The 24807-nt window shown below is 60.4% G+C and carries 22 protein-coding genes; 7 read left to right on the top strand and 15 right to left on the bottom strand.

Features of this window, described 5'->3' with window-relative positions:
* Positions 1-243 precede the first annotated feature (243 nt).
* The 7 genes from moeB to NZ585_07495 form a co-directional block, all read right to left on the bottom strand.
* Positions 244-1695 (bottom strand): molybdopterin-synthase adenylyltransferase MoeB, encoded by a 1452-nt coding sequence (gene moeB, locus NZ585_07525; protein ID MCS7079886.1) that lies wholly within the window; start codon positions 1693-1695, stop codon positions 244-246.
* Positions 1686-2129: a M67 family metallopeptidase gene (locus NZ585_07520; protein MCS7079885.1), complete on the bottom strand. Its 444-nt coding sequence runs from the start codon at positions 2127-2129 to the stop codon at positions 1686-1688. The genes moeB and NZ585_07520 overlap by 10 nt, the downstream gene beginning before the upstream one ends.
* A 4-nt stretch (positions 2130-2133) precedes the next feature.
* A complete protein-coding gene (locus tag NZ585_07515; GenBank protein ID MCS7079884.1) occupies positions 2134-3063 on the bottom strand; it encodes a cysteine synthase family protein in 930 nt (309 codons plus the stop codon).
* Between the two features lie 6 nt (positions 3064-3069).
* The gene (locus NZ585_07510; protein ID MCS7079883.1) at positions 3070-3711 is read right to left on the bottom strand and encodes a peroxiredoxin; all 642 of its coding nucleotides are present in this window, start codon (positions 3709-3711) and stop codon (positions 3070-3072) included.
* An 86-nt stretch (positions 3712-3797) separates the two neighbouring features.
* The gene (locus tag NZ585_07505) at positions 3798-4748 is read right to left on the bottom strand and encodes a ribonuclease Z (GenBank protein MCS7079882.1); all 951 of its coding nucleotides are present in this window, start codon (positions 4746-4748) and stop codon (positions 3798-3800) included.
* 53 nt (positions 4749-4801) lie between these two features.
* Positions 4802-8488, bottom strand: a complete 3687-nt coding sequence (locus NZ585_07500) for a hypothetical protein (GenBank protein ID MCS7079881.1) — start codon at positions 8486-8488, stop codon at positions 4802-4804.
* A 185-nt stretch (positions 8489-8673) separates the two neighbouring features.
* Entirely contained in the window at positions 8674-10479 is a 1806-nt protein-coding gene (locus tag NZ585_07495) for a glycosyltransferase family 39 protein (GenBank protein MCS7079880.1), read from the bottom strand.
* 74 nt (positions 10480-10553) lie between these two features.
* On the opposite strand from NZ585_07495, the gene NZ585_07490 reads away from it, so the two are divergent.
* Positions 10554-11420 carry a DNA adenine methylase gene (locus NZ585_07490; protein ID MCS7079879.1) on the top strand — a complete coding sequence of 289 codons (867 nt, stop codon included), beginning with the start codon at positions 10554-10556 and terminating at the stop codon, positions 11418-11420.
* Positions 11421-11451: 31 nt separating this feature from the next.
* Here NZ585_07490 and hpnI read toward each other — a convergent pair whose 3' ends face one another.
* Positions 11452-12648 (bottom strand): bacteriohopanetetrol glucosamine biosynthesis glycosyltransferase HpnI, encoded by a 1197-nt coding sequence (gene hpnI, locus NZ585_07485; GenBank protein ID MCS7079878.1) that lies wholly within the window; start codon positions 12646-12648, stop codon positions 11452-11454.
* 57 nt (positions 12649-12705) lie between these two features.
* Here hpnI and NZ585_07480 point away from each other — a divergent pair, with 57 nt between their 5' ends.
* From NZ585_07480 to NZ585_07465, 4 genes are all read left to right on the top strand, one after another.
* The gene (locus tag NZ585_07480; protein MCS7079877.1) at positions 12706-13428 is read left to right on the top strand and encodes a hypothetical protein; all 723 of its coding nucleotides are present in this window, start codon (positions 12706-12708) and stop codon (positions 13426-13428) included.
* 163 nt (positions 13429-13591) lie between these two features.
* Complete coding sequence (locus NZ585_07475; GenBank protein ID MCS7079876.1) at positions 13592-14056, top strand: hypothetical protein; 465 nt, start codon at positions 13592-13594, stop codon at positions 14054-14056.
* Positions 14044-14592: a hypothetical protein gene (locus tag NZ585_07470; GenBank protein MCS7079875.1), complete on the top strand. Its 549-nt coding sequence runs from the start codon at positions 14044-14046 to the stop codon at positions 14590-14592. Before NZ585_07475 ends, NZ585_07470 begins: the two co-directional genes overlap by 13 nt.
* Positions 14593-14629: 37 nt before the next feature.
* Entirely contained in the window at positions 14630-15292 is a 663-nt protein-coding gene (locus NZ585_07465) for a class I SAM-dependent methyltransferase (GenBank protein MCS7079874.1), read from the top strand.
* A 145-nt stretch (positions 15293-15437) separates the two neighbouring features.
* Here NZ585_07465 and NZ585_07460 read toward each other — a convergent pair whose 3' ends face one another.
* Positions 15438-16499: an NAD-dependent epimerase/dehydratase family protein gene (locus tag NZ585_07460; GenBank protein MCS7079873.1), complete on the bottom strand. Its 1062-nt coding sequence runs from the start codon at positions 16497-16499 to the stop codon at positions 15438-15440.
* Positions 16500-16606: 107 nt separating this feature from the next.
* Between NZ585_07460 and NZ585_07455 the strand changes: the two genes are divergently transcribed.
* Positions 16607-17674, top strand: a complete 1068-nt coding sequence (locus tag NZ585_07455; protein MCS7079872.1) for an NAD-dependent epimerase/dehydratase family protein — start codon at positions 16607-16609, stop codon at positions 17672-17674.
* Between the two features lie 118 nt (positions 17675-17792).
* On the opposite strand, the gene NZ585_07450 is transcribed toward NZ585_07455, so the two are convergent.
* From NZ585_07450 to NZ585_07430, 5 genes are all read right to left on the bottom strand, one after another.
* Entirely contained in the window at positions 17793-18065 is a 273-nt protein-coding gene (locus NZ585_07450; protein ID MCS7079871.1) for a TMEM165/GDT1 family protein, read from the bottom strand.
* Between the two features lie 332 nt (positions 18066-18397).
* Positions 18398-19537, bottom strand: coding sequence for a beta-lactamase family protein (locus NZ585_07445; GenBank protein MCS7079870.1), 1140 nt, complete (start codon positions 19535-19537; stop codon positions 18398-18400).
* Positions 19538-19548: 11 nt separating this feature from the next.
* Complete coding sequence (locus tag NZ585_07440; protein ID MCS7079869.1) at positions 19549-20907, bottom strand: lytic transglycosylase domain-containing protein; 1359 nt, start codon at positions 20905-20907, stop codon at positions 19549-19551.
* A gap of 37 nt (positions 20908-20944) precedes the next feature.
* Positions 20945-21541 carry a class I SAM-dependent methyltransferase gene (locus NZ585_07435; GenBank protein MCS7079868.1) on the bottom strand — a complete coding sequence of 199 codons (597 nt, stop codon included), beginning with the start codon at positions 21539-21541 and terminating at the stop codon, positions 20945-20947.
* Between the two features lie 3 nt (positions 21542-21544).
* Positions 21545-23173, bottom strand: a complete 1629-nt coding sequence (locus NZ585_07430; protein MCS7079867.1) for a hypothetical protein — start codon at positions 23171-23173, stop codon at positions 21545-21547.
* A gap of 142 nt (positions 23174-23315) precedes the next feature.
* On the opposite strand from NZ585_07430, the gene NZ585_07425 reads away from it, so the two are divergent.
* Positions 23316-23603, top strand: coding sequence for a Mut7-C RNAse domain-containing protein (locus NZ585_07425; GenBank protein MCS7079866.1), 288 nt, complete (start codon positions 23316-23318; stop codon positions 23601-23603).
* Positions 23604-23701: 98 nt separating this feature from the next.
* Here NZ585_07425 and NZ585_07420 read toward each other — a convergent pair.
* The coding region (locus NZ585_07420; protein MCS7079865.1) for a hypothetical protein at positions 23702-24807 on the bottom strand (1106 nt) is incomplete at its 5' end.

Here is a 24807-nt window from a genome sequence, read left to right as displayed (position 1 = left end):
GTTTGCGCGCCGGCTCGGTGTCGCACAGGACAGGCGTCGGTAGGGCTTATCCGCAACCCGATGCAGCTTGCCGTCCAACGCACGCTGCAACTGCTCAGTGAATGGACTCTCGTCTCGGCGCGTAACGGAGAACGGCGATGCTCCACCGACGATGCAGGCGCTCCACTACGGTGTGTCAGCGCCGCCTCCCCAGTAAGGCGCTGGGGCAGGCGGCGTCAAGCGTTAGAGGCAGGGGAGAGTTGGTCAGTACTTCGGGACACTCGGATCCACGTCGTTTGACCAAGCAGTGATGCCGCCGGCCAGATTGATGAGTTTACCCGTGAATCCGGCTTTCTGTAGAGCTTCGATGGCGCGCGCGCTGCGCCCGCCCACTTTGCAGTGCACGATTGTCGTGCGCGTCGGGTCAATTTCACCCATTCGCTCAACGATTTGCCCCAGCGGAATGAGCTTCGTGTTGGGCAGGCGCGCAATCTCGTACTCGTGTGGCTCGCGTACGTCAATAATCTGCAAGTCTTCACCCAAGTCTAGACGGCGCTTGAGTTCGACGGCGGTGATTTCTTCCATAGCCGATTTCTCCGTAGAGGTTGGCGGCTTGAGTCCACAAAATTGCTCGTAATCAATGAGTTCAGTGATTTTCGGGTGATCGCCGCACAACGCGCACTGCGGATTTTTGCGCAGCTTGAGTTCGCGGAACTTCATCCGCCAAGCGTCAAACAGCAGCAGTCGCCCAATCAGCGTCTCCCCTGCGCCTAGGATCAGCTTGATAGTTTCGTTGGCTTGAATCGCCCCGACAATCCCCGGCAACACGCCCAGCACGCCGCCTTCGGCGCAGGATGGCACAAGTCCCGGCGGCGGCGGTTCGGGATACAGGCACCGGTAGCACGGCCCCCGCTCGCCCCAAAACACGCTTGCCTGCCCCTCAAAACGGAAAATCGAGCCGTAGACATTTGGCTTCTTGAGCAGAACGCAGGCGTCGTTGACCAAGTAGCGCGTTGGGAAGTTGTCCGTCCCGTCCACCACAATGTCATACTCACGAATGATTTCCAGTGCGTTGCGGCTCGTCAGGCGCGTTTCGTGAATCTCCAGATGGACGTTGGGGTTGATGTCGTGCAGCCGGTCACGCGCCGAAGCGACCTTGGGCCGGCCGATGTCCTTCGTACCGTGGATGATCTGGCGCTGAAGGTTGGAGGCGTCCACCACGTCGAAATCCACAATGCCGAGCGTCCCGACGCCGGCCGCCGCCAGATACATCCCCAGCGGCGCGCCCAGCCCTCCCGTCCCCACCATCAGAACGCGCGCCTGCTTGAGCTTGCGCTGCCCTTCTAGTCCGACCTCCGGCAGGATGAGATGCCGCCCATAGCGCGTGTATTCTTCCTGCGTCAGTTCGGGCAGCGGACGCGCGGCAGCGTCACCGTCGGCCGCGCCGCCGGCAATCGAAGGCACAATCATGACGGTTTCGCCGTCGCGGAGCGGCGTGTCCAGCCCCTGCAACGCGCGGATGTCCTCGTCGCCGACGTAGACGTTGACGAAGCTGCGCACCGCGCCGCCGTCATCGAACAGATGCCTTTTGAGTTCGGGATGCGCCGCGCCAAGCGCCGCCAGGGCCTCGCCGGCGGTCGCCGCCGTCACCTCGATTTCCGCCTTGCCGCCGGCAAAGCTGCGCAGCGCGGTCGGGATAAGTATCGTTACCGGCATGCGTTCTCCTCTCCTTTCACCAGAAGTTCAGGGTTGAACCGACTGCGATCCGCCTCCATTTCCCACGCTAACAGCTCGCCTGCCCGCCCCTGTATCACGGAGACAATGATGTACGAATAGACCGGCAGGGCATGCTCCAAATCATAACTGGACGGAACAGCCGGGTGGTCGGGGTGCGAGTGATAAAAGCCAATCACGTCAAGCCCCTTGCTCCGGGCGTAGCGTTCGCCGCGCATCAGCTCCGACGGCGTGATCAAAAACCGATTACGCTTGGCGCTTTCCTCGCGGGCGTTGGAAATCGGGAACACCTCGCGCGTCGTCTTGCGCCCATCGTCCTCAAAAACGCCCAGCAGCAGCCCACAACACTCGTACGGATAATCGGCTTCGCCGTGCGCGCGAATCGCGGCCGCCTGTTCGTCGGTCAGCGCCAGCATACCGTCACCTCGTCTGCGCCTCGCCCCAGATGTCTTCGCTCATGTAGCGCGTCCCGGCGTCGCAGAGTACCGTCACGACGACCGAGCCGGGCGGAAGCGTCCGCGCCACATTCAGCGCCGCCACAACGTTCGCCCCAGCACTGACCCCGACAAACAGCCCTTCCTCACGTGCTAGTCGCCGCATCATCGCCTGCGCTGCTTCCGTACTCACTTCCACGTTGGCGTCGGCGACGGTCGGATCGTAAATGCCCGGCACAAGCGCCGTCGCCATGTGCTTCATCCCTTCCAGCCCATGCAGTGGCGAGTCAGGTTGCATTGAAATGCACCGAATGTGCGGATTGAGTTCCTTCAGACGGCGCGACGTGCCGATGAACGTCCCTGACGTGCCTAGTCCGGCGACAAAGTGCGTGACGCGCCCGTCAGTTTGCGCCCAAATCTCATTCGCCGTCGTCAGGTAGTGCGCCCGCCAGTTGGCGTCGTTGTTGTACTGGTCAGGATAGAAATACTTGTCCGGGTGCTCGGCGGCGAGCTGTTTCGCCAGCCGCTGCGCTCCGTCGGTGGCTTCGAGTGGATTGGTCTCAATAATGTCCGCGCCGTAGATGCGCAGCATTTTTTTGCGCTCCAGGCTGGCGTTTTTTGGTAGGCACAGCGTCACACGGTAGCCCAGCGCCGCGCCCAACATCGCATAGGCGATCCCCGTGTTGCCGCTCGTTGCGTCGAGAATCGTCTTGCCGGGCGTCAATGCGCCGCTGCGCTCGCCAGCGCGAATCATGCTCAACGCCGCCCGATCCTTGACCGAGCCGCCGGGATTGAGATGTTCGCCCTTGGCGTACACCTCAACGCCTTCTGGGACGACGCCCGCCGTCACGCGCTGAAGCCGAAACAGCGGCGTGTTCCCAATGGCGGCGGGCAAGGTGAGGGCGCGCTCCTGCATGGCGGCTTAGATGGCCTTTTTGGCTAAGTACCAGTCCACCACTTCGTACTCACTTGACTGCGCGCGTGCGGCGGCGTCGGCGAGCGTCTGCGGCGGCGGAACGACGACCTTCTCGCCCGGCTTCCAGTTGGCCGGCATTGAGCAGGCGTTGGCGTCGGCCGTTTGCAGCGCCTCTAGCGCCCGCAGGATTTCGTCAATGTTCCGTCCCAGATTCATCGGGTAATAAATCAGTGCCCGCACAATGCCCTTGTCGTCAATGATGAACACAGCACGGACGGTCGCCGTCTCGGAAGCGCCCGGATGAATCAGCCCGTACTTCTGGGAGACCTTCATATCGAGGTCGGCGATGACCGGAAAATCAATCTTGACGCCAAAGTGCTGCTCGATGTTGCGCAGCCAGGCGATGTGCGCCGGGACGGAATCCACCGACAGCCCAATGAGCTGCGCGTTGCGCTCGGCAAACGCCTTGGCGCGCTCGGCGAAGGCAACGAATTCCGTCGTACAGACGGGCGTAAAGTCTGCCGGGTGCGAAAACAGCACCACCCACTTGCCTTTATAGTCCGACAGCCGAATAACGCCCTGGGTGGACTTGGCTTCAAAGTCCGGCGCCGGGTCGTTGATGCGCGGCAAAGCCATGACGGTTTCCACGGCTGCTCACCTCCCAGAGTTCAAAGGATGAAAGCGCATGAGAGTCCAATAAAACGGAAATTCTGTAAACGATACCGGAGGACTGGTCAATCCGTCGGCGCGTTGCCCGCCCGCTCAAGCGCGCGCGCCGTCGTCCGCAGCGACACCGTCATCCCATCCGTCAGCGCGATGACATTAGGATGAACGGCGGCGGCTTCTTGAATGAAGGGCTGCGTTTGCCGGTAGCGCCGTGAAAAGTGCGTCAGGACAAGCAGCCTCGCCCCGGCCTCGCGCGCGACGGTCGCCGCCTGCCGCGCCGTCATATGGCCATAGCGGTCGGCTTCTGCAATTTCACTCTCTAGAAAGGTCGCTTCGCACAGCAGGGTGTCCACGTGGTCGGCCAACCGTAGCGCACCGGCGCAAGGACGGCTGTCCATAACGAAGGCGAACGAGCCGCCGCGTTTGGGTCGCCCGACTTCGGCGGCCGCAATGCGCCGGCCGTTGGGGAGATCAAAAAAGCCCTGCCGCTTGAGCCGGCCCACAGCTGGCCCCTGCAGGCCTAACGCCGCCAGCTTTTCCGGCAGCAGCGTCAGCGTGTCGGGTTCAACCAGACGGTAACCCCAACTTTCCACCGTGTGGTCAAGTGGGTGCGCTTCAATTCGAAACCGCGCCGTTTCGTAGATGACACCGGGCGTGGTGATGGGATGCTCCCGGATGACGGCCGTTTCCGTGAAAATCGAAGCCCGCCGCAGCCGACGGACATACTCCGCCCCGGAAGCCGGGTAGTACAAATCCACCGGATGCGTTACGCCGTCGAGCGAGAGCCGCTGAATAACGCCCGGCAGCCCCAGACAGTGATCGCCGTGTAGATGCGTGAGGAAAATCGCCGTGATGTCGGCGGCGGCGACGCCGAAGTGCGTCATTTGCCGCTGCGTGCCCTCGCCCGGATCGAACAGCAAACCAGCGTCGTCCCAGCGGACAAAGTAGCCGTTGTGGTTACGTTCGCGCGTCGGCACTTGGCTGGACGTACCGAGCGCAATCAGAAGACGATCCGACACGGCTTTCACCCGTCAACTAACCTGCCGGCGGCGGCCCGGAAAGAATGGGCGGCTCAGGCGGCTTTCGCCAGCTTGGCGAGATACTCCTCAAGCTTGCGGATGCGGACATCGTAAATGGACTGCTGGATGGACTCAATCAGGTCGTATTCCTCCTTGATACAGAGCAGGATGAACAGCCCCCACAGCATCCGCTGCCGATCCTGCTTGAGGCTTTCAATGCGGGCTTCGAGGTCAGGCTTTTTGGTGCGCCGGTACTCCTCCGTCAGAGCTTCGATCTCCATGTGCAACTCGCGCAGCAGGCTCAGCTTGACATCGAACATGTTGTAGAAGCGGTCGCGGTAGGCTTCCTCCTGATGCCGGTAGTAAATGTGCCGGTACTGGTAGAACTTCATGAACACATCCTCGCCCTGTCGTTTGGAGAGGCCCGTCACGGCGGCGATTTCCTCCGGCGAGCTGTGCATGAACTTGTCGAAGGTCGAAAGCCCGGCCAGGATGATGCGGTTCATGAGCTTTTCATTGATTTCGGGAATCTGCTTGAGAATGAACTTGACAATGAGCACCTCCTTCTTGCTGTTGAGGTCGGATTCCGACAAATCCAGCGCGAAGGTTTTGGGAAGCAACTGGGCGAGTCGCTCGTAGGCGGACTGAATGTGCTGAAGCGCTGTCTCCGTGAAATAGGCCTGGTCGGGCACGCCCTTTTGCGACTGAAGTGCCTGCCGCATCTCTTGCAGTGCGGTGCAGATTTTCCTGTAGCCCATCTTTTCGGCCGAACCGTACAGCAGGTTGACCGACGGCTCGACCATTTCAATCCATTCAAGCGATGTACGCCGCTTGATCTTCTGATTGAGTTGGATTTCCCGCATGAAGTCCTTGAGCGGTTTGACGTAGGCGACGGCGATGTTGTCGTACAGTTCCATTAGCATCGCCTCTTCGTATTCAGTCAGGCCGGAATCAAGCGTCGCGCTCCCGCCGCCGCCAAGGCCTCGGCTGGTGAGTACAGCGTCCAGATTGTCAAAAAGGTCGTCCACCGCGGCGTCGTCAAAGAGGGCTTCCGCCGCGTCGTCAAAGGCGTCGTTGATGAGCTGAATGTTTTCGAGCTTCTGAAGCGTCGAGGTTTCAACGGCCGCCGATGGTGCGACGGGCGTGACATCGGCGGCAATCTGGAAGGCAAAACCCATGTAGTCGAGCAGTGCTTTTTTATCGCTCGGCTGTTTGGTTTTGAGGTACTGGTGAACCAGTTCCAGCGCGCGCTCGCAGGCGTCCACCATCGCGGCGACAAGAAACCGGCGTTCGTCGTAGGCCGCCTTGAGATACGCGCCCAGTGTCGTAAACGTGATCTGAAGCGCTTCGTCCGAGGTGGCGCGTGCCGTTTCCGTACAGATTTCAGCCGCCGCTTTATAGGGCGCAAACAACAGCGGCTTGCGCCGAATGCGTTTCAGGTTTTCATCCAACATCTTGAGGCCATCCGACAACGCGGCGGCGTCGCTGCCGACGCGCAAGGCGTCTACGGCGACGAAGTTCTGGCGGATGAGGTAAAAAAGTTGCTTGTAGAGGTCGTACTTGCCCAGCCGCGTGCGTTGCTGGAGGGTTTCAATGTTGGCCGGCTCGGCTAGCGCGTCCCAGACAATGCGGCACAGTTTCGGGTCGGGGCTGTCCTTGAAATGCAGCAACAGCGGGTTGACCGAGCGCCGGGTGAAGGAGGAGTCAGGCTTGACGGCCGTATTAGCGATCTGCTTCAGCTCGCTGCGCTGCAACAGGGCCTCGTGCAGCAGCAGGGTGGTGTCCAACGTAATGTTGCGCGGGGCCGGCGGCGTTTTGGTGTCGAAGTAGGCTAGCGCGACCTCACGCGGGTCGAGCATAAAAAGCCAGTAGAAGGCGTTGTCGGCTTCGAGAAAGAACGCCGGCACCGAGGCGTGGGTGACATTGCCCATGGACATATCTACACGGCACTCGGTGTTGTCCGTCAGCGTGACATGAAAGTGACCGGTCAAACCAGCTTCCCAAGCGTAAACAAACGCCTCCGGCAGGTTTTTTTGCACCAGTAACCGATTGAGGCTGCGATCTACAGCTAAGGGCGGCGGCGCCGGCGTCGCTGTGTCCAGCAGTTGACGGGCGGCGACATGCAGCGCGTTGCGCGGCGTCAGCGACGCGACAATCTCCTGACATAACGCCTTGACTTCATCGGTGTACTGATAGGCTAAGCACCGCAGAATCTTGGCGGCGCCGTCCGCATTGCCCAAAAACGCGAACGAACGCTTGAGCTTAGCAAGTTCCGTCCGTACTCGTCCGGTCAGAAAGGCGATAGTGGGCGGCGAAAGGATAGTTTGGGCGAAACGTTCAACGTACTCCTCGCTCCAGTGTTTGAGGGCATGGTCGAGCGAGGCTTCCATCGCCTGCGGATCGTCGAGTGCGACGAGCGCCATGGCGATTTTGTCGGCCAGATCACGTGAGACCGGGTCGTCGTGGCGCTTGAACTCGGCCAACTTGGCCCGGAGGCACTCGCTCGCCGCCTCGCCGCCAATGAAGCTGAGCGTCGAGATGCTTTGCAGGTTGACCTGCCGGACGCCGCGCACTTGCAGGTGTTGACCGACGAGCGTAACAGCGCGGGCGCGCTCAATCGGCTTCGGCGACACAATGCGGCCGAGGAGGAAAATCAGGTTGCGGACGTAGTACCACGGCGTCTCCGGCGTACAGTATTCAAGCTGCTGCAACAGCGCCGGATAGATGCGTTCCCCGTTGGCTTCCAGCACACTAAGCAGGACCCGCCTTTTACGGCGCTCCGGCTCATCAAAAAGCTGCTGAAACAACGTCTCGGGCCGCCACGCGGTAAAGCGGCTCAGGATGTCGCCCATCAGCAATCGGGAAAGTTTCGTCGCGCCGTACTCGTCAATCTTGCGTCCACTGAAGAGACTCGCCTTGCTTTGCAGTCGCTGGCTTTTTTCGATGGAAAAGCCGCGCGCTTTGGCGAGTTGCTCCACCAAATCCATCATCTGGCAGGACTGGGGCAGGAAGTCGTCGTTGAAAAAAGCCACCGCCAAATCCACCGACTGCGCGAGGTACTCTTCAAGGTTGAAGCGTCGTTTGTTTTCGTATTCGGCGTCCTTATCGGCTTCGTTGGCGGCGATGATTTCCTGCCGGACGCGCTTGTCCGTCACCAGCCCGACAAACTCTCCGACAATCCCGCTGACCTTTTCCTGATACGAACGTACGTCGGCGCTGGTCTGCTCGTCAGCGAACTCGAACCGCCGGTCAGCGGACAGAAGATTGTGCGTTGCGTTACGGTAGATGTTTTCGTTGAACTGATCTTCCTGGACCGGTACTTCAATCCGCTTTTCGAGCGCGTACATCACCCGTTCCCGCACATCGCCGATGGGTCGCAGTTGTTCCCACGGATGCTGCGCTAGAAGCGCCTCAAGATGCGGCCGGTAGGCGGGCGGGCAAAGTTCAACCAGATGCTTTTCAAAGCTTGGGAAGAACCGATACACCTCGTTGAAGCGCACGACGCGGTAGAAAAAAATGTCAAACACTTTGGCGCGCGCCGCCATGACGATATCGAGCGGGTTGACATCCGGTCGGCGCTGGACGACTTTGGAAACCCAGTTGAGAACGACCCAACTGACCGTTCGAATATCCGACTGCAAAACGGTCACGAGCGAGGCCGCGACCAGCGCCGGGGCGCGTTCCCCTGCGAGGAAACCTTCAAAGTCTGCCAACGCCGGCTGCAAAGCTTCATCTGTCATAGCTCTGACTCCACGCCTAGCCTAAACTGAGCGAGCGGTTGCACGCACCACCGTCCAAGTAAACCAACCGCCGCCGAACAACCTTGGTTTTTCAGTTCGTTTGCAAACCCACTTGGGGCGCTTTCGGCAGTCATACCCCAGCCCAACACCTTTACGCCATGCCAAGAAGCAAGTAAATCCGACCATTACTGCACTTTTGGTTGATTGCACAGTAAAAACTTTCCGCCGCTCGCGGCCACGGGATACAACGCTGTCGCGCCAACCAGTCGCTCAATCCGTGGCAGGTGAACGTCCTCAACCAGCAGGTAGGCGCGTTCCGGCGTGCGCCACAGGGCGACGAACTGCTTGTCGTCCAGAAACACATCCGGCGCACCGGGAGCGTAGGAGCCGTATTCAAGGTTAGTCGTGCGCCCGTTGAGCAGCAACGCGCCTTGGAGGTTGGCGTAGAAAAACACGGATGAAAAGGCGTAGTACTGGTTGTCCACCACGACGCGCCCCGGATGCGTCCGCTGCGCAGCGACGAGCGCCTGCGCCAGCGGATAGGAACCTAGATAGGGATCAAAGGTCGTCATGGCGATGCGGGCGGCGACCAGCAGCAGCGTCAGCATTGCCGTGATGGGCGGCCATATCGTCCGTCGCTGAAGAACGTGGACGCCGACAGCCCCGATAAGAAACGCGACAGCGGCCAGGGTCAGCGGCAGGCGCAAGTAGGCGAATGACCGAACCGTGAGATCGCCCAGGTGGCCGAGCGACAGCGTATAGACGGCGTACACGTCCGTGCTTTTGGCGAGCGCCTGTGCGATGTCGCCGGGCGTCGGCGTGTTCCAGTTCACGATGAGGAGCGCAGCGGCGACCAGCGCCGCCAGTCCGGCCGTGACTGAAGTCGTCCAGCAGGCGATGGTCTGGAAACGACCGTCTTTGGTCAGCGCCGCACCCAACAGGAGAGCGACGGCCGGATAAATCGGCAGCGAGTAGTATTCCTGCGTCGTTGAAAACGAAAAAAACACCATCACAAAGCCGATCCACACAACGGCCAATAGCGTCAGCCGCTCGGCGCGGTTGGCTGGCCGGCGTGTCAGCCGCAAGCGGGCGACACCGGGCAGGAACAGGCTCCACGGAAAGAACCAGACTAGATGCGACAGCCAGAACCACAGGCGCGGAACGGTGTTATAGTCGCGCGGGTAGCGTCGCCCCAGAAAGCGCAACACATGCTCGTTGAAGACAAAAAACCAGAAAAACCCACGGTATTTGCCCGGCTCGCTGGTCAGCGCAAAATCAAACCACGGCGGATTGCGCACCGTAGCAGCGACAAACCATGGCAGGATGAGGCTTAGAACGATGACGGCGGTTGTCGCCGGCTGTAGGCGTTGCCACAGGTCGCGTTGTCGCCACTGCCCTGTGACCAGGGCGTACAGCGCTATTGCGGCCAATGGGAAGATGAGCCCGATGAACCCCTTGAAGAGAAACCCGGCCGCGAGGCTGATGGCCACAACGGCCGACCAGCAGCGCGGCCGGACTTCTTCCAGATCAGTCGCCCGCAGAAACGCCCACAGGGCGAGCGCAATGCTCAACGTGAGCAGTACATCCGCGATGAGGATGCGCGTAAACAGAAAGAGGCCGATGCTGGTGGCGAGGATAAGGCCGGCGTGAAAGCCAGCGCGCGCGCCAAAGGCCCAGACGCCCATCCGCAACGTCAGCCAACACAGCGCCACGACGCCCAGACCGATGGGCAGCCGCGCCGCCCAATCGTGAACGCCGAAGACGGCGAACGCCAGCGCGATGAGCCAGTACTTGAGCGGCGCTTTTTCGAGGTACACGACGCCGTTGAGACGTGGCGTGATCCAGTCGCCGGTTTCAAGCATCGTCCGGGCGATTTGCGCTTGAGCGGCGTCCACGTCGTCCATCAGGTGGGGCGGTGGAAAACAGGCGCTCACAAACACAACACCCGCTACGGCGATGACTAACCACTCGTCACGGCGCTTGATGAACATGCCTGAAACAAGGTATCTCACTGGCGTAAGCTGTTGCTCGAAAATCTCCCAATCAGAATCACAACCAACCGAGAATGCTCAAAAGTCCATTACGCTATCCCGGCGGCAAGTCTCGCGCAGTTCAGCAAATCATGCGCCTTCTGCCTAATGGCTTTGAAGAATATAGAGAGCCGTTTGTTGGAGGAGGATCCTTTTTCATTTATCTACGTCAAGTGTATCCGAGTTTGAGATTTTGGATTAATGACTTAAATCCTGAACTTTTTTATTTCTGGAAACAGGCACAAGAGGATTCAGAAAAGCTGGCAAAAGAAATCTTGAGGGTGAAGTGTAAAAGAACGGATGGGCAGAAACTGTTCAACGACTTGGTCGCCGTCAAGACGGAAAACCTCACTGGACTTGAACGCGCCGTCCGTTTTTTTATCCTCAACCGCATCACGTTCTCAGGCGTTGTCGAAGCCGGTGGCTACTCACAGTTGGCGTTCAGGAGTCGGTTTACCGAATCTTCCATTCTGCGTGTCGCCAGGCTTGGGCGACTTCTGGAAGGCGTAAAGATTACTAATCTGGACTACCGCCAAGTGCTTGCTTCAGGCGGCGGAGAAATCTTCACCTTCCTTGATCCACCGTACTTCAAAGCAACGAAGTCAAGGCTGTATGGGAAGAACGGCGTCTTACATACAACCTTCGACCATGGTGAGTTTGCCGAGCGGATGAAGTCCTGTAGGCATTTATGGCTGGTGACATATGACGACTCACCTGAAGTTAGGGAAAACTTCAAATTCGCCAACATCTATGGCTGGAAGCTCCAATATGGCATGAACAACTACAGGCAGGGTCGGGCGACGCCGGGTCATGAGCTTTTTATCGCCAACTATCCACTGCCCATCCCATTAGAAAGTCGCGTTGCTGAGGAGCGGCTGCCGAAGCAACTTAGGCTGATCTGACACCGACGCAACGCCGGGCAGCGGGTTGTCCTCACCAGGCGGCAGTCGTCGCTCCCGCCGGCTCAATTGGACGCGACAACGGCTGAAAACGACCGCCGTCCAGAAGAACGTAGCGTTCACCGCGCCACTCAATGGTTTTGCCCAGAAAACCGCCGATCCACGACGCCCAACTAAGGAGGTCTTGCAGCGGAATGAGCCAGAGATGTCGCCGGATTGTGCGGTCACCGAGTCGTCCCGCCAGCGTGAGCGCCAGACCGCCCCGCAGCAACAGCGCCGCCGCAACGACGGCAAGGTTGACCGGCCACGGCGCGACGGCGGCAAAAAGCAGCGACCAGACCAAACCGTAGGTGAAACCCTGTCCTGGATAGCCCGCCGGACGCGAAAACCGGCTGCTGCGATTCCAGCGCAGCCGGTGCTTGAAGTTCGTGCGGAAACCACGCGCCGTAGCGACGTGCTCTACCGGCTGCGGCAGCAGCAGCACCTTCCAGCCGGCGCGCGCCGTCCACGCCCCCAGTACAAAGTCGTCGGCGAGGTAATCGCGCATGGCGGCGAACCCGCCGATGGCCTTCAGACAGTCGCGGCGAATCGCCATGGACGGCCCGAGGGCGAACTTCATGCCTTCCAACCGTTCGGCGACGATGACGCCAGCCATAAACTCGGTCGTCATCCCAATGGCTTCCAGCCGCGACCACACATCGCCGCTCGCCACGCCCCGGTACGGGTGCGTCACCACGCCCACATTTCGGTCAGCGAAGGCGGCGGCGATACCGTCAAGGTAGTTTGGTGGTACGCAGGTGTCGCTGTCCGTGATCACGAGGATGTCGTAGGCGGCGGCCTGCGCCATCTTTTCCAGACTAAACACCTTGGCGTTGGCGTAGGGCGGCTCGCCTGTAAAGAGCAACTGGGCGCGGACGCCGGGAAAGCGCGCGCACAACCGGCGAACGACTTCGACCGCCGGATCGTCTGGCGTCCGTACGGCGAAAATCAGCTCAAAGCGTGGGTATCTCAGTTGGAAAAAACTGCTCAGGCAGGTTTCCAGTTCGGTTTCCGCGCCGCACAGCGGCTTAAGCAACGACATCGGTGGGCGCTGCTTCTTAGGCGGGCGTTTGAGGTTCGCGCGGTGACGGGGAAATGTCGCCGCCGACCAGAGAGCCAGCGCCAGATAGGCGAGTCCGCCTAGCGCGGCGACGCCCAGCGGAATTTGCAAGCCAAGCCAAAGATACGACATGTCGCGCGTTCCGTCCTGAAGCCGAAGCACAAAGTTTTGGGTTATAGTCGCCGACTTATGTCGAAACAAGGCCCGCCGCACATGCTGTTGTTTGTCGCCACGCCCAGTGAGCGCCGCGCGGTTTGGGATGTGCTTCGGGATAACGCCGCCCACATCACGCTGATGGGCGTTGGCCCGGCGCATGCGGCGCATGCGGCGCACGCGACGCTCGCCGCGCTGCCGGCCGGCTTTCGCCCGCTTGTGGTGGCGGCGGGAATTGGCGGGGCGCTCGCGCCGACGCTTGCCGTCGGCGACGTTGTTGTGGGAACGGGGGTTCTGACCCCTGACAAACCGCGTTGTCCGTGCTGTCCGGCGGCGACGGCGCAACTGGCGGCGCGGCTGACGGCCGCCGGATGGACGGTGCATCAGGGCGACCACCTCACCGTGCCGTATGTCGTCTGCCGGGCGGCGGAAAAACGGCGTCTTCACGCGCAAACCGGGGCTTGGGTGGTGGATATGGAGAGCTACGCCGTTGCGCAGGCCGCCGTGGCCTATGAACTGCCCCTGCTGCTGCTGCGTATCATCAGCGACGATGCACACCATGATTTGCCCGATCTCAACGCCGGATTCGATGCGGATTACCAAGTACGTCCACTGGCGATGGCGGCCTTGCTGGCGGCCAGCCCCGTTGCGTCCATCCAATTTCTAAGCAACTTACGGCGGGCGCTGCGGGAACTGCGCCGCGTCGTCCGCGTCGGCTTCACGGACGACTTTGAACGCGCTCCCGAAGCGCCGAGGTAACATAGTCCGGCAGAGATTCGGCGAACGGACGGGACACTGACTCAAGGCATCGCGTACGCCATCGCGGCGACCTACGCGCCGACAACATTGAAGTTTCGGGCTACGCGCAGGATCAGTAGAATTTCGCCTGAACCTGCAACTTGACTTCGGGTTGTGGATTGAGATGCAGCAGGCGGCGACAAGCATCAACCTCGCGCTGCGCATGGCGCTGTCATACGCGCTGGGCGGGACGGACAACACGGTGCTTCGGGCGGGCTTTGGGCTGTTTCACGAGAAGTTGCCGCTCAACGCGCTGGCCTTTCGGAGCATGCCGCGTCAGGTGGTGACGACGTTCAACTGGGACGGCTCGGTGCGCGACCCGGCGCGGGCGTTTGTGTACGACTTGGCGCGCGACCCGGAAAACGACCCGGCGCGCGGCGGCGATTTCCGCGTGCCGTACAACCGGACGTTTCGGGTTGAGTTCGCTCAGCGCGTGACCAAGCGCGTTTTGGCGAAGCTTTCCTATCTCGACAGTCGAACCTTCAACGATTTGTTTATTGAGCCGATTTTGCGCCCGACGAACGGCGTGATTCGGCTGTTCAACACGGGACGGCGACGTATCGGGCGTTTGAGACGATGGCGGATCTGAAGTTTTCTAGCGCGCACACGCTGATGGTGTCGTACGTGCGGAGCAAGGCGCGGTCGCAGCTCAACGACTTCATCTCGTACTTTGGTGATGTGCCCAATCCAATGATTCGTCCCGGCCAGTTTGGGAATGCGCCGGTTAACGCGCCGAATCAGTTTTTTGCACGGGGTGTGTTTGGGCTGCCGTGGCGGATCAAGCTCGCGCCGATTTTCGAGTGGCGGGACGGCTTTCCGTACAGCGTGACGGATGAGGGACAGAACTTCATTGGACAACGGAACGCGGACGCCACGCGCTTTCCGCGCTTCATGGCGCTTGATCTGGCGGTCACGAAGACATTCGACGTTTCCGACTGGCTCAAGCCGACTTTCTTTGGCAGGAAAGCGGACTTGCGCTCGGCGAGCTTTACGGTGAGTATTTTCAACGTCACCAACAACTTCAATCCGAGGAACGTCTTCGCCAGCATCGGCGCGCCGCAGTTTGGGACGTTTTTCGCCGTCTATCGGCGCTTCTATCGGATTGATTTCAACATCAATTTTTAGATGAGTTGCGGTAATTTGAGTGGAATAGAAAAATCCTATGGAATCAGTCATAGAAAGCCTTAGAGAGCAATATCACAGGAGATTTGCCAGTTTAGCTGAATATCGCAATGAAGTTTGGAAGATTATTCTATCTCAGTATTTGCAGGAGAAAATTGGTCAAGATAAAATTATTCTCGACTTAGGTTGTGGGTGGGGCGAATTTATCAATAATGTTCAAGCTAAGAAAAAATATGCCATAGATCTCAACTCAGACGGAAAAAACCATCTCAATCCTGACGTTCACTTTATGAACGTCGACTCTTCAAAGCCTTGGCCGCTTGAAGATGAATCACTTGATGTTGTTTTTACTTCCAATTTCTTTGAACGTTTACTCAATAAGAACGAATTACTCCTAACACTGAACCAAGCTTTTCGATGTCTGAAAAAGAATGGAGTAATTATATGCTTAGGTCCGAATATCAAGTATATCGGGAAGTCCTACTGGGACTTTTTCGATCATCATTTGCCGCTGTCGCATCTTTCTTTGATTGAGGGACTGGAATTAGCCGGCTTTACGATTGTATCATCAAGAGCGAAATTTTTGCCGTACACAATGGCTCGCGGCATAAGGCCACCGCTCTTTCTTGTCAGCATTTACTTAGCCTTGCCGATAGTCTGGCGTATCTTCGGAAAACAATTTTTGGTCATAGCAAGAAAATAAAATACAGTTCTAGAGTAGTTCTCAAGGAGATAGATTCTCAAGAGAGCAAGTAGTGCGCGACGGCTTGCCACCCTGCAGGAGAACGGCGTAACGCCGCCGCGCGCCAAAGGTGGGCTAACTCACTGCGTCGTCTCAAAGAAGCGAGCTAGTTCTGAAGACGTGTCTCCCAAGCGCGGACGATGTCCTGCAAAATATCCTGTAGCGACCGCGTCACGCTCCAGCTCGGATAATCCTCCTTCATCCGCCGCAAATCGCTGTAGTAGCAGATGTGATCCCCAATGCGCGCCTGCTCGACGTACCGATACCGCTGCGGCTTGCCCGTCAGAGCTTCCGTCATTTGAAACGCTTCCAGAATCGAACAGGCGTTTTCCTTCCCACCCCCCAAGTTGTACACCGCCCCAACCCGCGGACGCTCATAAAAGGCGTACATAAACGCCGCGACATCCTCCGAATGAATGTTGTCGCGCACCTGCTTCCCCTTGTAGCCGTAAATCGTGTACTCCCGCTCCTCCACGTTGCACTTGACCAAGTAACTCAAAAAACCGTGCAACTCGACGCCCGCGTGGTTCGGACCCGTCAGACAGCCCCCGCGCAAACACACCGTTGGCATCCCAAAATACCGCCCGTACTCCTGCACCAGTACGTCCGCCGCCGTCTTTGACGCCCCAAATAGGGAGTGCAGCGTGTGATCAATGGGAAATGTCTCCGGGATGCCATGCGCATAAGCTGGGTCGGCATAGTCCCATCGCGTCTCTAACTCCACCAGCGGAATGTGATTTGGGCCGTCGCCGTACACTTTGTTCGTGGACATGTGAATAAACGGCGACTCTGGACAGAACCGCCGCGCCGCCTCCAGCAGGTTGAGCGTGCCGACGGCGTTTATGTCGAAATCGTCAAACGGTATCCGAGCCGCCAAGTCGTGCGACGGCTGCGCCGCCGTGTGAATGATGACCTGCGGGCGCAGTTCCCGTACCAGCGCCAGCAACCCGGCTCGGTCGCGGATGTCAAGTTCGTGATGGTGAAAGTGGCGCAGCGACGTTTCGAGCCGTCGTTGATTCCAGCGCGTATCCCCACCGGAACCGAAAAAAACCGCCCGCTGGTTGTTGTCAATGCCGTGGACGATGAATCCGCGCCGGTGGAAATACTCAACGACTTCAGAGCCAATTAGCCCTGACGACCCTGTGACTAGGCAAACCGGGGTGGACACGTGTACTTTCCTCTCAGCCTCTCGCTACATTGTTTGCGGTATTGGGTTGAAGCGTTGGCTCTCACTCTACCGGCAGCGGTGGGTCGTGTTCAAACGGGAACGCACTTATGCGCATTCTACTGACCGGCGTGTGCGGTTTTGTCGGGAGCGTCGTCGCCCGCACGCTCCGCGACCTGCTGACCGATCTGGAAGTGATTGGCGTGGACAACCTCATCCGTCCCGGCAGCGAAATCAACCGCCGCCGGTTACGTGCAGCGGGTGTGCGCGTCATCCATGGCGACATTCGTCTGGGGAGCGACGTGGAAGGGCTGCCGCGCTGCGATTGGATCATTGACGCCGCCGCCAATCCCAGTGTGCTGGCCGGGGTGGACGGCAAAACCGGCGCGCGCCAACTGGTCGAACACAACTTGGTTGGGACGCTCAACCTGCTGGAGCTTGCCCGCCGGTGGAACGCCGGTTTTATCCTGCTGGGGACGAGCCGGGTGTACAGCATTGCGGCGCTGTGCGCGATGCCGTTGGTGAGCCTATCCACACGTTTTGCGCCCGACCCGGCGGCGAGCATCCCCGGACTGAGTGCCGAAGGCGTGACGGAGCACTTCTCGACGACGCCGCCGTTGTCGCTGTATGGGAGCGCGAAGCTGGCGTCGGAAATTATGGCGCTTGAATACGGCGCGGCGTTCGGCTTTCCGGTCTTCATCAATCGCTGCGGCGTGATGGCCGGCGCGGAACAGTTTGGCAAGGCTGACCAAGGCATCGTGTCGTTTTGGATTCGCTCCTACGCGGCACGGCGACCGCTGCGGTACATCGGCTTTGATGGGCTGGGTCGGCAGGTGCGCGACTGTCTGCACCCGGCCGATTTGGCAAACTTGCTCGTCAGTCAGATGCGCGCCGAGCAAGCGCCCGACCTGCCGCGTGTGGTGAACGTTGGGGGCGGGCTGGCAAGCAGTTTTTCGCTGGCGGAACTAAGCGCGTGGTGCGCCGACCGGTTTGGAGCGCACGAGGTGACAGCTGACCTGACGCCGCGCCCGTTTGATGTCGGATGGTTGGTCCTGGACACGACGCTTGCCCAGACAAGTTATGGTTGGCGACCGACGCGGGCGCGGGAGGCCGTTTTTGAAGAAATCGCCGAGCATGCTGTCCGGCATCCCGAATGGCTGGAACTATCAGAAGATTAGGGCGCTTTCCGAGAAAAACGTAATGAGCCTACCTTGCTGCTGACGGCGACGGACAGTGGTTACAGAGCCTCAGGAGGCGACCCGCGAAGCGTCGGTGAACACAGGCAGCGACGCCCCCTTACGCCTTCCAAAGCGTCCAAATCCCGATGAGCATGAACCCGATTCCGGCCGCATAGTTCAAGTACTTGGGTTCAATATATTTCGCAATGACGGCACCGGCCAGTACGCCGATGGCCGTGGCGGCGATGAGCGCCATGGAGGCGGCTACAAAGACGGCGACCAAATTCGCATTTGGTCGGGATGCGAAGAGGAGCGTCGCCAACTGCGTCTTGTCTCCAAGCTCCGCGAGAAACACTGTTCCGAAGACAGTTATAAGAACTTTCGGATCCATGACTCACCATTTGAAGCCCGTCTAAAAATAACTGACCGGGAGAGCGATACGAGCAAGACAGCCGCTTCCAAATCATAGCTGTGCAACCCGACAGCTCTCTGTGTCGCCGGTTTCGGGTAGGCTTTTACGCGGAAAATGCTCTGGAAGCATCAAGCAAGCAACAAGAAAACGTTTCACGAGAATAGGCGAGAAAGTTGGTGTGTTTGACCCTAGGAACGATAAGCGACGGGTCGAGTGGTAAGGGACGTGGCTTCCGAGTCGTGCTTGAAACGTCTAAAACATAAGGCTTAGGTTTTGCCCACGCCCCATCGGGTCAGGGCTTGAGAAAACACTCAGCCGCTGCGCACCCACGGTTGGGAAACAACCCGGCGCAGAGCGCGCAGTGACCCAAACGGATACAAGCACATCGCTTGCCCGGTATCGTCCATCACCACCATCACGTCCGAAGGTTTGTTCGGCAGCGGTACAGCGACTGCGAGGTGGTGCGGCGCGTACTGAACCAGCGGAACTCGGACGCCCCACCGCTCAAGGTGGAGCGTATCCGCCCCACCGACGATGCGCAACCGTCGAGAGTCATTGACATACTCGCCTACGTAGCACGCCTGTTCCGCGTGCAATATCCGCCTTGGTTTTACATCGGCCGTCACCGGCGACGGTCCAAACCAAGCGGCTTCGAGTCGCTCCAGCGTCCAGCGCAGAGGCTGCGGCCACGCTTTGGTCAGCAAGGCGTAACCCCAGCCTTCCTCTGGAACAAGACACACGACGCAGGCCTCGTCGCCGGTGAAGCCCTCATGCTCAACCAAGCGCACGCCGTTTCGCTGGCGCGAAAAACAGCCTAGACCAGCGACCATCGCCGGACGGCTCGGTACGGCGACCGTTATTTCCAGAAGGGACGCCAGCCGGGCTGGATGACGCAACAGGCCAGTCAGCAGCCTGCCCGCATCTTCCGCCGTCCCTGTCAAGCCACCCGCCGCCGCCGTCGGCCCTTCGTCCAAAACCGCCGTGGACATCCCGTAAGGTGTCAGAACATACCGCTGAACCAGTTCGCGCAGGGGCTGCCCGGTCAGTTGTGCAAGCCAAACGCCGGCGACGGCGAAGCCGAGATTGGCGTAGGAAAACACGACGCCCGGCGGCAGCCAAACGGACGCCAACACCGCCGACGGATCAACCAAGGCAGGCAGCGGCGCGTCCGGCAGTCCAGCCGTATGGGTCAGCAGATGGCGCAGCGTGACGGACGTGGAAGGTGACAGCGGCGCATCCAACGTCAGTCGTCCCTCGCCCGCCAGCGCGCAGGCGACCAGCGCCGTTAGGAGCTTCGTCGCCGAGCCGAACCGAAAACGGGTTGCAGCGTCGGCCGTCCCAATGGTCAGGCGGCGAGCGCCGCCGTCGGCCGTCGCAAGGCAAAGAACGGCGCAGGTTTCCGCCGGAAGCGCCGTCGAAAAAACTTCGGGCCAGTCAGCCGGGAGAGGCATCGAGTGTCCAACTACGAACGTTTCCGCCGCGCCAAGCGTGTCCGCACGGCACCGCCGGTTTTCGGCGGCGTCGCCTGCATTGCTACAAGCGCCGTTTGCACCCCGGCGCGCAACCCCGGCGGGACGCGCAGGCGGTAGTTAGCCGGCGCCGTGTAGGTCAGCAGCTCTGGGTTGTAACTGCGTAGCAGTTCCGGCGAGACGCCGACCTGTTGCGCCACGGCGCGCAGGTCAACGGCGGCCGTCACCGGCAACACGTCATAGCGCAGCGGCGCTTCGCGCGGGATGTTGTGAAAGCCGTACAGCTCGGGATGCTTGGCGATGAGAATCATCGCGAGAATGATCGGCACGTAGTTTTGCGTCTCACGCGGCAGCAGACCCTGCCGCTGCAATGACCAGAAGTCGCTATAACGGCTGCGCGCCAACGCCCGCTCGACGTTGGCTTCACCGCAGTTGTAGGCCGCCATCGCCAGCAGCCAATCGCCATTGAAACGTCGGTAAAGCCACTTGAGATAGCGCGCGGCGGCGCGCGTCGGCTGTTCAATCCCGCCGCGCTCGTCAATCCAAGCGTTTTGCGTCAGACCAAAGCGCGCGCCCGTCGAGGGAATAAACTGCCAGATGCCGTAGGCCGCCGCCGGCGACAGAGCGTTTGGACTCCAACCGGACTCCGCCTGCGCCAACCACACGAGGTCTTGGGGAACGCCCTCTTCGGCGAAGATGCGGCGGGCGATGTCGAGGTAGCGCCCACTACGCCGAAGGCCGGCGATGATGGTGGGGCGACCGGCACCGCGCGTGAAGTACGCCAGAAAACGCCGCACTTCCGGCGTCGCTGCGACAGCCGTGAAGTCCAGTTCGCCGCGCACTTCCACGTCGGCGATGTCCGCGTCGGAGACGACGACATCCTGGAGCAGGTCGAGCGGCGAGGGCGTAAACCGTTGTTCGCCCCAACCCGTTTCCGTCTGCTGCATTTGCAGGTCATAATAGCGGATGCGCTCAATCAACTGCCGGTAGTAGGCGTAGAGCACCGGATGCGCTCGCACGCCGACCTGCGATTCAAGCAGCACGTCCAACGCCAAGTTGAAGTATTCACGCGCCGACTCGGAACGGTTGGCGTCAAAGGCGCGCGCGCCCAGGACAAAGTAGTTCTCTGCGCGTTCAGTCAGCGCCCGAACCCACTCCGGCGGTGGCTCCTCGCCCGGCGCGACAGGCTGTGGGAACGCGAGATCGCGAGGCGGCGCGGGCGGCAGCGGGATTTCCTGTGCTGTCGCCGCGCCTGTTAGGAACGCCAGCCCTATCCACCCGAAGTATCCAAGCCGCCGTCCGATCTTCATGCCGCCATACACCCGCCCGCGCAAGTCACCCGACGACGCCAAGGCGCCGTCGTTCGGCGTGGCGCAGAGGCTATACGGTTCAGCCGCGATTCTGCAAGTCAGGCGGCGGCGCGTCCGGCTTGACGACTTCGAGCGTCACGTGGATGTCACGCGCGCGGATGAGAAAACTTAGGTACTCTTCCCACGTCTTGCGAAAAATTCGCCAGCGCGGACGCCGATTGACGGCGTTGACGAGCCAAGCGACGCCCACCAGCCGCCACAGCCGGAGAAACGTTACCTCGATGGACACTACGCGAAAGCCGCCGCCGGCGTAGTATGCGCCCGGATGGCCAGCGGCGAAGTAATCAAAGCTGTAGGCGCTGAAGTGCCACCGGTGCGTCGGATCGTTCCACGAACCAAGTGATGAGTAATGCGGCGTGGCGATGTACAGTCGTGCGCCGGGCGCGGCGATGCGGTGCAGCTCGGCGAGGAACTCCGGCACGGACGCGACATGCTCAATGACGTGCCGCGCATAGATTTCGTCAAAAGTGTTGTCCGGGAAGGGATAGGGACGTGCGTCGAGGTCGTGAACGACATCCACGCCAGGCAGCGGAATACGATCCAAACCTACCGCGCCCGGCTGCTTGCGCTGACCGCAGCCGACATCAAGGACACGAGGTGTGCGTCCGTCCGCCATGGTTTAGTCATCAACCGGCGGCCGGCGAATAGCGTAAATAGCCGCACGGGCCTGTTCGGCAAGTTTGGGGTGCGAGGCCGACAGGCCGGCTAGCTGTCCCAGCACATCCGACGTACGCAGCAATAGGCGGGCGACATCGCCCTCGACAGCCTCCGTCATCGCCAGCAGGCTTTCCCATGAACATTGCCCGTCGGCCCACGTCCACAGCAGCCGTCCGGCGTCGTAGTCAATCGTCATGGCGCAGTAGTTTTCATACCGTTCCTGGACGGCGGCGATGCCATAGGCGATGCCGCGCGCCTGCTTGAGCGGACGGAGGTACTCGGCGCGCATCTCGTCGTAGAGCGGAAATTCACGGTCTTCGGCGGCGATGGCGCCGCACAAGGCGGCCAGATGGCGCGGGCTTTCAACATCTAGCACCCCAGCCCGAATGAGCTCGCCGACGAACACGGCGTTGTCCACCCGCAGTTGTGCGGCCCACAGACCGTCAGCGGTCGGGCGCCACTCCCGGTCGAGGTAGCCATAGTGCTGAAGGACAGCGACGCATTTCTTGAACCGTTCCCAGAGGCCGTTCTCGATTTCGGAGCACCGTTGCGCCAGTTGGTCGTAGAGTTGGCGTGTTTCCGCCATTTCCGCCGCGCGGGGAGCGCAGTTGGTGACATGGGGGCAGGTAAAGCAGGGAAAACCAGCGGCTTTGGCTTCGAGACGTTCCACCGCAGCGACAGCGGCGGCGTAGTCGGCGCGCGTTTCCGGGTCGTCCAAATCAAGCGGACGCTTGGCGTTTTCCCATCGCCGAAGTTGTTTGCGGGCGGCGGTCAACTCCCGCCACACCGGACGGTACTCGGCGAAGGTGCGGGCGCGATCACCAGCCGGACACACAGCGGCGTCGGCGTCGAGGGTGGCTTTGAGTTCGTAGAGCCGTGGGCGCAGCCGGTCGGCCAACTTGCGATTCTGGAAGTGGCGAAAACTGCGTTCGATGAGACTGCGCGCCGCCTGAGGCGACATTTGCCGGAGCAAGTTGAGCGCCATGGTGTAATTGGCGTCAAAGGCGCTTTCAACCGGTTCAGGAGGACTCGTCAGTTTTTGCGCAATAACGTGCATATCCTGAAACGGCCCCGGCACAAAGATGGCAAAGCCGACGCGGTCGCGCCCACGGCGGCCGGCGCGGCCAGTCATCTGGGCAAGCTCAAAGGCTTTGATGTCACGGTGGCCGTCGTCCGACCGTAGGCTAGAGGCGGTAATCACGACCGACCGCGCCGGCATGTCAATGCCGGCCGCCAGTGTAGAGGTCGCAAAGACGGCGCGTAGCGCCCCAGCCGCCATGGCGCGTTCGACGACGTGTTTCCAAGCTGGCAACTGGCCAGCGTGGTGGGCGGCGATACCCTTCCGCAGAAGCAGAGAAAACTGCCGGTGCTGCTCGACGTAGGGCGCTTCATCGGGATATTCCGCGACAATTTGGGCGATGCGCCGTTGGTGGTCGGCGGGCAGATCCGGAAGGCGCGTCCGGCGAAAGCTGTCCACAGCTTCATCGCAGCCGCGACGACTGGGCAGGAACATAATCGTGGGCGTGAGGTCGTACTGGAGTAGGATCTCCAGGACATCGGGGAAGGAAGCGGGTTCGAATGGAAGCCGCACGGCGTACTCCGCAAGCGTCACCGACCGGTGGCGGCCCGACCGGCGACTAGCTTATGTTCAGCGTTTGGTCGCGTACAGTGTGGCCTTAGCATTCCGGTCAAGAGTGCGACAAAAGTGTATCTCACGCAAGGGTACAACGGCGATGGAAATCCTGACGTTACAAAACCCCGACATTCAGCACAACTGCACGGTCAAGAAGGTGGACGACAAGGGCAAAGAAAGTGTGTGCAACGGTCACTTGCGAGAGTGGTTGACGCCGCCCGACGACCTGCGCGCGCAGCTGAAGCCGGGCGAGACGTACTACCGCTGTCGGCGGTGCGGCGCAGTCTATCGCGGCCCACTGCGGCGGCATTTGCGCGGCGTCCCGATCACTAAAACCCTCGTTCCGCAGCCGCCGCTTCCAACCCAGTTCCCGGCGGCGACGCTATAGGGCAGCCGCCACGACAACTAGTGCGAGGGAACGGCAAGACAAGGATGGGGGCGACGCGCCCCCATCCTCATCCCGACGCTGCGTGTGTGGCGCGCCAGCTAAAAGTTAAACTTCAACGCAAACTGAATCTGACGCGGTGGCGCAGCCAGCGTCGGCGCGCCGCTCAACTGGTAGTTCGGGTTGATTTCTATGATGTTGACGCGGTTCAGCGCGTTGAACATCTCAAAGATAAACTCCAGATTGCGCCCGTTCACATCAGCGTCCCGCGCAAAATAAAACTTCCGCGCCAGCCGAAAATCCACGGCGATGAAGTTCGGTCCTGTAAAAGCATTCCGCCCGACATTCCCCAAAAACGCTGAGACGGGCAAACCAAAGTTCTGCGGCAACCGACTGTCCGGCGGCAGGATCAAAAAGCCGTTGCGGCGCGGCGACGGAAAGCAGGTCAGCCCGGCCGTCCCCGGCGGACACGCCGTCACAAAGCTCGGCCGCGCCGTCGAGGAACTGTTGACCTGCGTTTGATCCACGCCTGTCAGCAACGTGTACGGTCGCCCGGCCCCCGCCTCGACAATCGGCGCAAACGTCCAGTCCGCCAACAGGTAGCGCCCCGGCCCTTCATTGCGCTTGAAGGGGCTGGTGAAGACGCCGCTGAAGATGAAGCGATGCCGCTGGTCAAAGTTGGAGTTTGACCGGTCAAGGCGCGGATTGCTGTTGTCCTGCGGCTCCTGCAACGTCTGTACGTCGGTCGAGTCGTCAATCGCGTGCGACCACGTGTACGACGCCAAGAACTGGAAGTTGTTGGAAAACCGCTTGTTCACCGTCAGGGTCAGCGCGTGGTACACCGAACTGCCCGTGGATTCATAGTTTTTCGTGCTGCCAAAGGGCACAAACGGCTCACCTTGCAGGCGCGGTAGGTTGAAACGCGTTGTCAGTGCGTTCAAAAGCGCCTGCGCCTGCGCAACCGGGATGTTCAAGATCGCCGCCGTGTAGAGCAGGTTCGGTCCGGTGCGCCGGAAGTCATTGAACAGGAAGCGTCCGATGGGCGCGACCTGCGCCGGCAACCCCGACAAGCCGGGACCGAGGCTGTTCGGCAGCGGGTTGTACAGCCCCGCCAGCGGTCCTGTCCCAAAAAAACCAATCGTCTGGCCGCCGACCACAATCGGGTTCGTTTGCGCCTGCGCATTCGCTTGCAGCAGCGCCAAGTTCT

Origin of the sequence: Chloracidobacterium sp., from assembly GCA_025057975.1 — a bacterium.
In the GTDB taxonomy this organism is placed as follows: Bacteria; Acidobacteriota; Blastocatellia; order Chloracidobacteriales; family Chloracidobacteriaceae; genus Chloracidobacterium.
The sequence above is the reverse complement of the archived record's forward strand: the minus strand, read 5'-3'. Positions and strand labels throughout refer to the sequence as shown.

Bases quoted from the DNA above. Each gene is read 5' to 3' on its own strand.
- moeB (MCS7079886.1), bottom strand. From the start codon at position 1,695: ATGCCGGTAACGATACTTATCCCGACCGCGCTGCGCAGCTTTGCCGGC.
- NZ585_07520 (MCS7079885.1), bottom strand. From the start codon at position 2,129: ATGCTGGCGCTGACCGACGAACAGGCGGCCGCGATTCGCGCGCACGGC.
- NZ585_07515 (MCS7079884.1), bottom strand. From the start codon at position 3,063: ATGCAGGAGCGCGCCCTCACCTTGCCCGCCGCCATTGGGAACACGCCG.
- NZ585_07500 (MCS7079881.1), bottom strand. From the start codon at position 8,488: ATGACAGATGAAGCTTTGCAGCCGGCGTTGGCAGACTTTGAAGGTTTC.
- NZ585_07495 (MCS7079880.1), bottom strand. From the start codon at position 10,479: ATGTTCATCAAGCGCCGTGACGAGTGGTTAGTCATCGCCGTAGCGGGT.
- NZ585_07490 (MCS7079879.1), top strand. From the start codon at position 10,554: ATGCTCAAAAGTCCATTACGCTATCCCGGCGGCAAGTCTCGCGCAGTT.
- hpnI (MCS7079878.1), bottom strand. From the start codon at position 12,648: ATGTCGTATCTTTGGCTTGGCTTGCAAATTCCGCTGGGCGTCGCCGCG.
- NZ585_07480 (MCS7079877.1), top strand. From the start codon at position 12,706: ATGTCGAAACAAGGCCCGCCGCACATGCTGTTGTTTGTCGCCACGCCC.
- NZ585_07475 (MCS7079876.1), top strand. From the start codon at position 13,592: ATGCAGCAGGCGGCGACAAGCATCAACCTCGCGCTGCGCATGGCGCTG.
- NZ585_07470 (MCS7079875.1), top strand. From the start codon at position 14,044: ATGGCGGATCTGAAGTTTTCTAGCGCGCACACGCTGATGGTGTCGTAC.
- NZ585_07465 (MCS7079874.1), top strand. From the start codon at position 14,630: ATGGAATCAGTCATAGAAAGCCTTAGAGAGCAATATCACAGGAGATTT.
- NZ585_07455 (MCS7079872.1), top strand. From the start codon at position 16,607: ATGCGCATTCTACTGACCGGCGTGTGCGGTTTTGTCGGGAGCGTCGTC.
- NZ585_07450 (MCS7079871.1), bottom strand. From the start codon at position 18,065: ATGGATCCGAAAGTTCTTATAACTGTCTTCGGAACAGTGTTTCTCGCG.
- NZ585_07445 (MCS7079870.1), bottom strand. From the start codon at position 19,537: ATGCCTCTCCCGGCTGACTGGCCCGAAGTTTTTTCGACGGCGCTTCCG.
- NZ585_07435 (MCS7079868.1), bottom strand. From the start codon at position 21,541: ATGGCGGACGGACGCACACCTCGTGTCCTTGATGTCGGCTGCGGTCAG.
- NZ585_07425 (MCS7079866.1), top strand. From the start codon at position 23,316: ATGGAAATCCTGACGTTACAAAACCCCGACATTCAGCACAACTGCACG.